This window comes from Brevibacillus dissolubilis (assembly GCF_006170445.1).
GTDB classification, from domain to species: domain Bacteria; phylum Bacillota; class Bacilli; order Brevibacillales; family Brevibacillaceae; genus Brevibacillus_B; species Brevibacillus_B dissolubilis.
Window position 1 is genome coordinate 535,363 of sequence record NZ_VCNA01000001.1, and the last position, 13,025, is coordinate 548,387.

Here is a 13,025-nt window from a genome sequence, read left to right on the forward strand (position 1 = left end):
ATTGGCTATACGTCTTCTCACCCATTACTTTTGGGCTTGAGTTAATAACTGATCGTCGGATCCCAGTTCATTCCATCACAATAGTTATCCGCCATCCCTTTATTCACGATAAAATAGATTTCTTCCCCGGCCACGACGTCAATCTCGATGTCATGCGACAAACCTACCTGATCATCTGCACGGAGGACGCCCCACTCTTCGTAAGGCCAGATTTTGGTCGCATTCTTCACAACCTTGATCCAGACCCCGTCGCCGCACACCTGGTCATCCATAAAGGCCCGTCCAGTGATGCGGATGTGTCCAGTCATTGGCGCCACCCATTTGCGGACGGAATCACTTTCGTCTGGATGCTGCGTACGGGCGGTAATATCTGTGTAAGGGAAGGAACCCTTCCAGTACGAACCGGTAAAGCTCATATTTTGGTACAGCGTGTCCCACTTATACTCTTGGTAGTACCAGTTGTTCAATCCTTGTACCGGTCCAAAATCGTCTGAAGCGGTATAAGAGGTTTTGAGATTGTCGTAGCTGATCTTTGGGTCCCAGATCGCACGGTCGCACCAGTTATTTTGTGCGCCTTGGTTCATGACAAAGTGAATGGTATCTCCGGCATTCACAGGTACCTGTATATCATGAGGGAGTCCAGTTGTGTCATCGTAATCAATGTATTGCCAGCCGGTGTTTGGCCAGATTTGAGTACCATTTTTCATGATTTTGACTTGGAAGCCGTCTCCGCAATCGGCAAACTGTTGGGCGACATTACCTGTGATACGTACTGTACCTTGGCGCGGTGCCATCCAAGTACGAACGGAATCAAAGGCATCGGTCTCCTGACGGTTCTGATACACTCTTGTGTACAGATATGACCCCATCCAAAAGTTACCATCTGCAACATAACTCAAATCTTGGTACCCTGTCCCGGTCCACTCTTGGTAGTACCAGTTGTTCTGTCCTTGGATGTTGCTGTAGTCTTCTGAGGCGGTGAAGGAATTTTTGGAATAGCTGTAACTGATGGATGGATCCCACGCGGCACGGTCACACCAGTTGTTTTGTGCCCCTTGGTTCATGACAAAATAGACCGCATCTCCTGCATTCACTTCTACTGAAATGTCATGAGAAAAACCTACTGTGTCATCTGCTGCAATATACTGCCAGCCAGAATTCGGCCAGATTTGAGTGTCATTTTTCATGATTCTGACTTGGAAGCCATCCCCACAATCCGCAAATTGCTGGGCTACATTGCCGCTGATCTGGACAGTTCCCTGTCTTGGTGCCACCCATTTCCGCACAGAATCATAGGCATCTGTTTCCTGACGATTCGGGAATACACTGGTGTATGGGTACGAACCGTTCCAATAGTTCCCACTGTCCGTATAGTGTAAATCCTGATAAGCTGTGCCTGTCCATTCTTGGTAATACCAATCGTTCTTCCCTTGCAGGTTACTGAAGTCCTTAGAGGCTAGGTATTGTTCTGGATAAATATTAGCCACATGAACAGGGACTACTTGTGACAGTCCACCGAACCCAACCTTTAGGGAAGCGGCTCCAACTTTAGCCACTTGAAGATAACCAGGCTTGTTCGGATTCGGAACAAAAATACGTTCATTGGATGATAACAGGGTGGCTACTTCTGTTACATCTTTCCAAGTGCCGTCTGGATACTGGGCACGGATTCTGACTGTACGCTCTCCCGGACTCACTTCGATTGGATTTGGATTGATCTGGAGCGATGTAGCCCGTTCTTTTACAACCAATGTATTCCATACCATGGTTTGACCTTGGAAGGTGGTTGTGAATTGAGCTTTCCCCTCTTTTACACCTGTCAGATTCCCCGAAGAATCGATGGTAGCGATATCTGGGTTCAAAGCAGAAAAAGCAACTCCGGATAACTTCCCAATACTGCCGTCTTCATAGTTAGCGTACAAGCTAATCGGAGTGGTCTCACCGATCCGCACCTCATTAAAGCCTGGGGTAACGGAGTAGTTTTTAATCGCGGTCGTAACAACCACATTCACGGTGGAAGTCAACCCTTCTAATGCAACGGTAACAGATGTGTTACCTTTACCGACTGCATAGACCAGTCCCGGTGAAGGCGTCCATTTTTGATTGACAGTGGCTACCGCACTGTTCTGTGCTTCATAGACCGCTACGGCATTAGCGCTTGTTGAGGTTCCATCGAGCATCAATACGGTAACGTTAATCTGTTGGCTCTGCCCCTGCTTCAACGACATCATGGACGGGCTCGCGGTGATGGCTACATAATTGGGGTCCGTTGTCGGAGGAGGGCTTGTTGGCGGAGGGGTTGTTGGTGGTGGAGTCGTTGGAGGTTCTTCTGTATCCGGCGGCGGAGTACTACCTGAAACTGCCTTTCGCTCCGTCAAATTTCCGTTTAGGTCGTATACAAACTCCCATTTTGGGATCTCGATCCCGTTCTCGATCTGATTCACAGATAGAAGCCGGTTGTTGTCATCATATTTGTACGTGTACAGGTATTGTCCTAGCGTAGCTGCATCTATAAAGGCGAACCCGAACGTATTACTGGTCATGCTTGAGGTGGCACCGGTGATAAGCGATGGATCTACCGTAACCGATGCACTGGTGATACTGTTTGCTTTCGTATGCTGAGTAGCTTTTCCACTAAAGCTGATGGTGAATTGTGTGTCACTGTTCCGTGTCACGTTGATGGTTAGACCAGCCGGAAGATTATTCACCCGCACCCCAGATTTGAGATCAGTCTGGACGAAGGTGCTGTTTTCAAGAATGACAATCTGTACGTCTGTGATGCTCCCGTCATTGACTGTGGCTTCGGTAATCGTCGCACGGGTTGCATTGAGCTTAGGTGCTGTTGGGGTGGATGCACCGACATATTTAGCCGTTAATCTAGTGTGCAACGCATCGGTGGATATGGCAGGACTTACTTTGATATAGTACGGGACATTTGCGGTCATTTGATATTGAATCTCCGAAAAGACCGTCGTGCTGTTGGCATTGTCGTTTTGCGCCAACAGGGTGCCAAGGGTAGAGCTGTCATACAGACCAAGCTTCGTGTTGTTACTGACTCCCAATTCCTTATAAGGGCTGGTAAACACCTTATACTTTCCTGATTGGGAAGGGGTAAAGCGGAAAACGATTGACTCTCCTTTTGCTGCCTGTAAATCTTTTGGCAGATCTGTATACAAGATCGGATCGGAAATTCCGCTGATAGTCAGCTGATACGGGTCAGTACTACCCGGATTTTGCAAGATCGATATCCCAATGTAGTATTTGGAACCTGCTGTCACATAGAAGTTAATAGTTTTGACTTGGCTGCTGGTTACATTGGTAAAACCCTCGATCAGATCTCGATTGGCGTCATATACGGCAAAGGTAAAGGTAGCGCCTGCTGGAACTCTCAACGTGGCGCGTGTGGAGCCACTTTGAGAGGCAGTCAATTGAAAAATATCAAAATCATTATCGTCGGGGATTGTACCTGAAACCGTCGTCCCCCACGTCGATATGATGGCGGGGCTGCTAAATGTGTCATTGGGTTCATACCCATCTGCAGTCGCCTGTGTTTCTTCGGTATCATTATCTTCTACAACAGGATGGAAAAGGGAATCATGGTATTTGTTTCTCAATTGCTCCGTTGCTTGTTGCAGTTTACTCAGTTCAGCTTTTTTGGTCTCAAAGTAGGAATCGATTCCGACCTGTAAGGTGCTAGCTTCACTGTCATTGGTAGGTACACGCTCGTACTCATCCGGAAGATCAATGAGTTGAAGATGCTGTTCACGTACCTGTTGGAGTTGTTGTTGAATCTCCTCTGCAAGTGCTGTCATGCCTTTTAGCTCTGCAAGTTCGGCATACCACTTCATCGTTTGAATGGCACCAGTCACTTTGACATCATAGTCGTGGATCAGGGAAATGTTTTGATCCGGGGTCAAGATCGGCGGCTCCGTCGTTGTCTCCTCTGCCGGCAATGGTTCAATCGGCCCATCGGTGATCCCCAGCGCTTTTGCCACATTCACCAAACCATGACCATACTCCCGCTGATCCCCGAGAGGTGTAGCCGATTCGATCAAACGCTTTTTCACGGCGTCATTGGTGAGTTTTCGGTCCGCTCGCCAGATCAGTGCAGCAGCACCTGTCACGTGTGGCGCAGCCATTGATGTTCCGGACTTAGTCCCTGTGCCGCCATCCATCGTGGTACTGAGGACAGTTGAGCCAGGTGCCACCAAATCCAGCTCTTCCCCCATACTGGAGAAATAAGCCCTTTTATAGCTCTGGTTGATCGCACCAACAGACAGGACTTCCGGATAACGTGCTGGATAAGTCTCCGTCTCCTCACCCTGACCCCCATTCCCTGCCGCCGCGATTAAGAGAATCCCCTGATTGTCAGCAGCTTGAACTGCTTCATGTAAGGCTTGACTGTAGGTACTCCCGCCAAAACTCATGGAGATAATATCGATCTTCTGATCAATGGCCCAATCGATCGCCTCGATGACTTGGGAATAACTACCTGAGCCGTTCTGATCCAATACTTTAACGGAATACAGCTCCGCGTTGGGGGCTACTCCGACCACACCGCTATTGTTATTCAGGGCGGCGATGGTACCTGCGACGTGTGTTCCGTGCCCGTTGTCATCGCTGGTGGTGCTGATGTTTTCACCAAAATAGACGGCTTCCGTTACGGACAAGTCTGTATGGGGAGCAATCCCCGTGTCGAACACCGCGATCTTAATCTTTTCGCCCGTCTCTTTTTGTGGTTGAACGAGATCTGCTCCAATCGCACGAATTCCCCATGGGGTAGATTGTGCTTCTGACTGTGCTGCTACCTGATTAGCTGGTTGTTCAAGCTCGTCCGATATCTCCATAGCAGCATCTTCTTCGACATAAGCAACATCCGGGTCGAAACGTAACTGTTGAAACTCGCTATCAGTTACTTCCATCTGAAGTGTTTTGATATGCTTGTTCTTCTTGTGTTTCTTTTTCCCCCAATTCTTCTTCGCCATAAACTCATCAGGGTCAACATCTTTTTTCAATCCAATGATGACCTTGCTCTCCGACTCTTCTGCCGGTTTCTCAGCGATCGTTGTTGCAGGATAAGAGAACCACTGCAGCAACATGCTAAACATCACCAGCACGGTTAGCATCTTGCGTTTCAAAATGTACATTCACCCTTTCCAAAACTTATCAATTAGTTCTATTGGACTATTATAATAAATATGAATATTGCTTAACATAATTTGCACCAAAAAATTTACCAAATTACAAGGATAGTTGATCCAATTAAACAAAAAAGAGGGTAACCCTCAGTCACTATTCATGACTTTCGAGTTACCCTCTTGGTAATTCCTATTTTGTTAATCAAAAGCAAATCTAGTACGGGCGGTTCCGTTCATGATGACCTTCGTTAAGCGAACTTTCATCCGCTGTCATATCAGGTACTGTACTATTCCCCGGCTATTCAAACAACCTGCTCAATTCCTCCTCACTTAACCCTTCTATCATCTCAATACTCTCCAAAATCTTATCCACACTCACAGCCAAAGAATCCTTCGCCTCTGGCATGAGTTCTTGCAACTCTTCTGCAATAGCGGACACGGTCGGACTCGTAAACACCATCTTAATCGGCAGCTCCACACCCGTGCTCTGTTTGATCCGGTTCAGCATTCTCGTTACGAGGAGCGAGTGGCCGCCCAGACTGAAAAAGCTGTCGGTGACACTGATCTTATCCGCTTCCGTATCAAGCAGCTCGGCCCAGATGGCGACCAGCAGTTCTTCTGTCTGGTTTTGCGGTCCGACATAGGTTTCATGTGACTGGGATGCCTTTTCAGGGACGGGAAGGGCTTTTCGGTCGACTTTGCCGTTCTGATTGAGAGGCAGCTTGCTCATCAGGATGAGTCTGGACGGTACCATGTAAGCTGGCAGGCGGGACTTTAGATGGGTTAGCAGCAGTTCTTCCACTTTCTTCGGCCCTACATACTTCAGATCAACATCATTGGTCTGAACAGGAACCAGAGGCTTCACCGCTTCGATTTCTCCCCGCTTCGCAATCAGGTTGCACATCCCACCTTCACTGCCTTCTGGGTAGGTGGATGCGACACTTACTTGGTATCCATGGGCAGTAAGACGTTCTTTTAGCTTACGGATCTCGTCGTCGGCCGGACTGACCGTGATGGCAAACTGTTGAATCTTCGCCCAGTCCTGCTCTTCAACACCATCCAGGATATCCAACGCGCCATGGTGGACGTCGATTCTCACGAAGGTGATAGAAGTCAGACCAAGTGCCCGTATCTGTTCTGTGATCGTGGTCAGGGAGACTTGGACGTGCTGTTTTTCTACTGCCTTGCCTTCGAGGAGGTTCCAGTAGGCGGTGTCTCCTTGCTGTCCGGCATCTGTCAGATAGCCACGGCGGTCGATGATGTCGGTCAGCGTATCCAGTTCCTTCTCTCCCCCAGATAATAGGGACATACCAGGGTAGTAGTCGTACTGCGCTTCTTTTACAGAGCTGGAGAATCCGGCGTGAATCGGGATGATGGTGTTACCACCGAGGATGCGGCTGTTTTTGCTCAGAATCTCGTAAATGGAAGGTACAGGTTCATAGGAATAGATACGCAGCCCTTCTACCTTGGACGCTAAGCTCAGACCGAACATACCGATGTTGGCCCCTATATCGAGTACACAATCTCCTGCCTTCAGGGAAACATCCGGGAACGTGTTCGAGAAATGATCCCGATACAGGATATCTGTCTCATGTCTGCTGACACCGCATACCTGCATGCCGTTGGGGAGGTCATACAGATCGTCATGGGTCAGCGTGCCGTCTTCTTGCATGGAGAGAATATGGTGGCAGGCTGACGCTGACTTCCCTTCTATAGCTGGATAGGCGACCAGTGCATCTTCTCCCTTGATCAGTTCATGCTTGACCACAACGGAACTGCTGACGGCAGGATGGATGTTGAGTTGGTGTTCGATTTCTCCAAGCTCGATTCGCAAGCCACGGATTTTGACCTGAAAATCAAGTCTTCCCAGATATTCGATCTGACCATCTGGCAACCATCTCACTAGATCCCCTGTCCGATACAGCTTGGTTCCTGCCGCGAACGGATTGTCGATGAATTTTTCCTGAGTCAGCGGTTCGTTGTTGAGATATCCCTGAGCCAGACCAGCACCTGCGATGCACAATTCACCCGGAACACCGATTGGCGTCGGCTTCAAGTGTCTGTCCACGATATAGGCCTTGGCGTTGGCGATCGGTCTTCCGATTGGGGTAGCCGTTCCTACAATCTCATGGTCGGAGCAAGAAAAGTACGTTCCATAGATCGAGACTTCTGTCGGGCCGTAGATGTTCTCCACTTTTGCTTGCTTGAATGTAGCGACGGCTTGAGCCACGAGCTCTTTGGGGAATGCCTCGCCTGCGACCATCAGGTATTTGAGCGGGCAGTTGGCCAGAGAGTCAGGACTGGTCTGTGCCGTCTGCAAAAACACGCTCAACACCGATGGAACAAAGTTGATATGGGTCACACCATAGCTCTGAATATGACGGATGATCTCCTGCGGCGACTTTTCATCGCCTGGAGGCAGGATGACCAGATGCCCGTTGCCGATAAACCAGCCAAACAGCTCAGAGATCGAAACATCAAAGCTATAGTTCGTCTTGAGCAGATACGCGTCGTTGGAACCAACAGGGTACATCTCCTCAAGGAAATGGAGCGTATTGAGGATACTTTTGTGGGTGACGCATACGCCCTTCGGATTGCCGGTCGTCCCTGATGTATAGATCACATAGGCGAGGTTTTCATTGGTAACGGCAGTTTTCGGTGTCTCTACGTGTGCATGGCCTGCTTGTGCCAAAGGCTGCCATGATGCTGTGTCATTCAGGTCTACCAAGGTCGGTCGGTTAGCCGCTCCTTGTGTGTCAGCCATATGATCCAGCACCTTGCTCACGCGATCCTTGTACTTGCCAAGTGTCAATACCATAACGGCTTTGCTGTCTGTGAGGATATAAGCCAATCGGTCTTCTGGTGTCTCTGGATCAATCGGGATATAAGCGGCACCCGCCTTTAACACACCGAGCAGACCCGCTACCATCTCGACAGAACGTTCGACCACCAGTGCGATAAACCGGTCAGGCCCTGCGCCTTTTTCCGTTAAGTAAAAAGCAAGCTCTGTTGAAATCCGGTCCAGCTCACCGTAGGTAACCGTGGTGTCCTGATACACGATAGCGGTGCGATCAGGGTTCTCTTGGACGCGGGATTGGAACACCTCGTGAATGCAGACATCGTTCGGGTACGGACGTTCGGTTCTGTTCCAGCCGTTGACGACCTGCTCCCACTCGGATTCAGGCAGGATATTAACCATAGAAGCAAGGGTGTCCTCAGTCGATTCCTGTTCCATCTTGCTGACAATACCTGCAAGAGCGTTCTCCAAGTATCCGATGATCGACTCACATGAAAGAGTTTGATCCACCTGAACCTCGATAGAGAAATGATCGCCCTCGTCATCGATAGACACGAGCATGGGATAGTTCGTACGCTCGACGACACCTACGAGCGACTTCATGCCGAATTGGACGAAATCGCTTTCCCGGTTTTGACCATCTGCTCCCATGGAACGGAAGTTGATCATGGCGTTAAACAGCGGAATATCGCTATCCAGACCCGAACAGCTCTGGGCGAGCGACAGCGATGCCTGCTCGTAGCCGATCAGCTCGCGCAGTGCCCGATCCGTATCGTGCAGGATCTGTTTGACAGACTTGTTGGTGAGATTCACGCGCAGCGGCAGTGTGTTGATCACATTGCCCAGCATGCGCTCACCGCCCTGAATTCCCTGCATCCGTCCAGACAACACTGTACCGAAGACGACATCATCCCGACCTGCGCACGTGGCGATGACCATGGCCCATGCGGCGTGAAAAAGGCTGGCTGGACTTAGATGCATCCGTTTGGCCAGTGCACGTACATGGCCAGACAGCTGTGCGGGAAGCGTCTTGCGTAAATCCTTGACACTGCTTCCGTCCCCATGCACATTGGTCAACCCGAACAGTGCCGTTGGTTCGTCCACATCTCCGAGGGCTCCTTCAAAATAGGTTTTCGCGTCAACCGAATTCTTCTGCTGAATCGCATAGCCGACAAACTCTCTGTACGGGATCGGCTTGCTGAGGCCGGCTTCCTCACCTTTTAGATAAGCGATCACTTCAGCGAACAAGAATCTAAGCGAGGTAGCATCATCTATGAGATGGTGCATATGGAACAATACATACCAGACGCCTGTATGGGAGTCACATGCGGTCTTCAACTGGATCATCGGAGCTAGGTTGATGTTCATCACATGAGGCCCTTGCAACAGACCGCGCATATGGCTTTCTGCATCAATGCCGGGAGCAAGCGTAACCGTATCTAGGTTCAGCTTCGCCTCTCGGTATACAACCTGTACCGGCTGTGAAACACCTTTGCTGACAACAGCAGTCCGCAATACGTCGTTACGGTCGATGACATGCTGGAGTGCAGTGACAAACTGGTCGAGGCGCGCTCTGTTTTCAAAAGAAAACAAGCCAGAGAGCACATAAGGATCATTCTCCGGATCCATCAGGTGGTGGAAAAGAATCCCCTCCTGAAGAGGTGCCAGCGGATAAATGTCCTGAATATTCGCAGCCCCGCCCGGTACGGTCTCAACGATGCTCTCAATCTCCTGTCTGTCTAGTGCCACCAGTGTGAGCATATCCGGTGTAATGTCCGTGCAACCCTCAGGAATCTTGTTCGGTGGCACCACATAGGTCTCCAACACTTCCAAGCTGTCAATTTCGGCGGCCAGACTTGCAAGCGTCGGTGCATTAAAGACACTGCGGATATCTGCCATCACCTGATGATCATGAAGGCGTGAAAGAACCTTCGGAACCAGCAGCGAGTGACCGCCCAAGGCGAAGAAATTGTCATTCACCCCGATTTTCCCGGCATCAAACCCCAGTACCTCCGTCCAGATGTCGACGAGCAGCGCCTCTGTCGCTGTGCTTGGTGCCACATACGCTTCGGATGCATAAGAATCACTTTCTGGGACAGGCAATGCGGCACGGTTGACTTTCCCATTGGTGGTCACTGGGATCTCATCAAGCACGACAAATGCACGTGGAACCATATAATCAGGCAGTGTCTCCTTCATAAACGTGGACAGCTTGCCCCCCACATCTGTACTTGGAACCCCCTCAGCCAGCACCACATAGGCGACAAGCCGCTGATCACCTGGGGTATCCTCACGTACGAGCACCACGGCTGCATCTACATCTGGCGAATCGTTGAGCTTCGCTTCGATCTCACCCAGCTCGATACGCATACCGCGAATCTTCACTTGATGGTCGATCCGGCCGCAGTATTCCAGATTGCCGTCTTTTAACCAACGCACCACGTCCCCTGTCTTATACAACCGTGCTCCCGGTTCATTGGAAAAAGGATCGGGAATGAACTTCTCACTCGTAAGTGCCGGGTTATTGAGATAACCTCTCGCCAGGCAGTCCCCGCCGATATAGAGCTGTCCGCGGAAGCCCACAGCTTGTGGCGACAATTGGTCGTTGAGCACGTAGAGCTTGACATTTTGAATCGGCTTACCGATGGGAACGGTGCTTCCTCCACTGGTATTCGGGCAGTTCCAGTAACTCACGTCGATGGCTGCTTCCGTAGGCCCGTACAGGTTGATGAGCGCAGCCTGGTTTTGTGCATAGTGTCTCTTCACAAGGTCAGGTGGCAGCGCCTCCCCACTGCAAAAGACACGGCGAATCGTTGTGCATTCCTTCCACGCATCCTCACCCAACATGATCCGAAACATCGACGGCACAAAATGAAGCGTGGTCACACCCGTGGACTGGATCAGCGCGCTCAGGTAAGCAGGATCTGCGTGACCGCCGGGCTTGGCGATGACCATGCGTGCACCCGTGATGAGCGGCCAGAAGAACTCCCAGACCGACACATCGAAGCTAAACGGTGTTTTTTGCAGGACGACATCGGATGTGTCGAGGCTGTACGCCTTCTGCATCCAGTCGATCCGGTTGGTCAAAGCCCGGTGCTCCACCATAACGGCTTTTGGCAGCCCGGTGGACCCGGATGTATAGATCACATAAGCGAGATTGTGCACCCCAAGACCGGTTTCTGCGCGCGACACATTGGCGGTAGGCTGGGTTGAGAACACCCCTTTGCGTCCGGACGAATCCTCATCCGTATCGAGATAAGCGACATCCATACCCTCCAGCGGCAGTGAGTCTGCCAGATACGAGAGCGTGAGCATCCTCGTGACTCCAGCATTCTCCACCATATATGTGACGCGGTCAGCCGGATACGCAGGGTCGATCGGCAAATACGCGCCTCCCGCCTTCACAATCCCATAAATACCGATCACCATCTCAAATGACCGCTCTGCACAAAGCGCTACCACCGTATCCGTCTTGACGCCGGACTGGCGCAGATAGGCGGCCACTTGGTTGGCACGTGCATTCAGCTCTGCATAGCTCATCTGTTTCCCGTCGTACTCCAGCGCGATGGCTTCAGGGTGAGCGCTGGCATGCTCTTCAAAGAAATCGTGCAGGCAACGCTCAGATGGAAACGGAGCCTTGGTCTGGTTCCATCCGATCAGCACCTGATTTCTCTCTGCTTCGGACAGATAGCTGTAGCTGCCAATTGGTGCGGAAGGGTTCGCTATCACCGCTGTGATCAGGTTTTGGTAGTGACCCATCATGGACGCGATGTCTTGTGCGTCAAACTTGTTGGCATCGTATTTCAAGCACAGAACGAACCTGTCCTGCTCTTCAAATACCTCCAGCGAAATCTTGAACTCGCCTTCCTGCCCGATCTGCTCAACAAACTCGATCTCACCAAGCGTCGGAGTGCTGGCGTTGATCGTAAACAGATTTTTGTTTTGGAAGGTATATGTAACCTGAAAAACGGGTGGTGCCTGCAGATTGCTCTGAATGTTGAGGTCTTTGACCATACGCGGAAATGGATAGGTGGCATGGTCCATATTTTCTGCGAGTGCAACATTCAGTTCACTCAGGTAATCGGAATAAAGCAAATCATCATGAATCATACTGCGCATCGGCATCATATTCACAAAATACCCGATGGCCTGATAAAACTCGAACTTGGGTCTCCCCATCGTCGGCATCCCGATGATCAGATCTTTTTCCCCTGTGTAGCGTTGGAGCAACGTCTGGAAAATCGAAAGAAAGAAGGCGGTGGGCTTGACCCGATGCTTCGTGCAGAATTGCGATATGGCGCTGTGTTCCGAACCGGTCAGCGGTAACGCGAAGGTCGCCCCTTTGGAAGTGAGATAGACCTCGTTTTGGCGTTCGATGTCAAGCGTCAGAGATGGGAGCTCACCGTCGAGCTTGTCCAGCCAGTATCCTCTGTCTGCCCTGCTTTGCTCTCCGTCCAGATAATTCAGTTCCCACTCAAGGAACTCGTCATAGGTAATGAATTCATCTGATTCACTGACAGCGCCGTTTTTCACCAGCGCTTCATAGGTTGCGAACAGATCAGACAGAAAAACAGAGGTGGACGCGCCATCGAATACCAGGTGATGAACCACGACCAGCACGACATGGTCGGTTGGGGTAGCGCTATAGACGTTCATGCGGATTAGTGGATCGCGGTACAGATCAATCGGCTTTTTCAGCTCGCGTCTGAGCAGGGAGATGAGCTCGTCCCCGACAGGTATGTGAATCTGGGTTGCGGAGAATGTGTGATCACGGAAAGGCTGGGGTACCAAATAAGGTACCCCTTCCTCTTCACTGACCAAGCAGGACAGCTGCTCATGGCGGGTCACAACCACAGCAAATGCCTGCTTAAGCTTTTCTATATCAACCTTGGCACGAATCCGGAAGCATACAGGGATGTTGTAGACATCAGAGGTTGGATCAAGCTTGTGCAGCATCCACAAGCCTTTCTGCCCCTCTGAAAGGGGATATTTGACAGTGATATTCTGCTTTTCATAGAAAGCCAAAACTTCCTCAGAAGTATATTTGCCGCTCTTGAACCCCATCAGAATTTCGAATTCAGTCATATGCG

At 50.5% G+C, this 13,025-nt stretch carries 2 protein-coding genes; both read right to left on the reverse strand.

Annotated elements, in window-relative coordinates; translation table 11 throughout:
• Positions 1-41 precede the first annotated feature (41 nt).
• The gene (locus FGI41_RS01545) at positions 42-5,138 is read right to left on the reverse strand and encodes a S8 family serine peptidase (RefSeq protein WP_176560068.1); all 5,097 of its coding nucleotides are present in this window, start codon (positions 5,136-5,138) and stop codon (positions 42-44) included.
• Between the two features lie 298 nt (positions 5,139-5,436).
• Positions 5,437-13,020 (reverse strand): non-ribosomal peptide synthetase, encoded by a 7,584-nt coding sequence (locus tag FGI41_RS01550; protein ID WP_139488131.1) that lies wholly within the window; start codon positions 13,018-13,020, stop codon positions 5,437-5,439.
• Between the last annotated feature and the right edge of the window lie 5 nt (positions 13,021-13,025).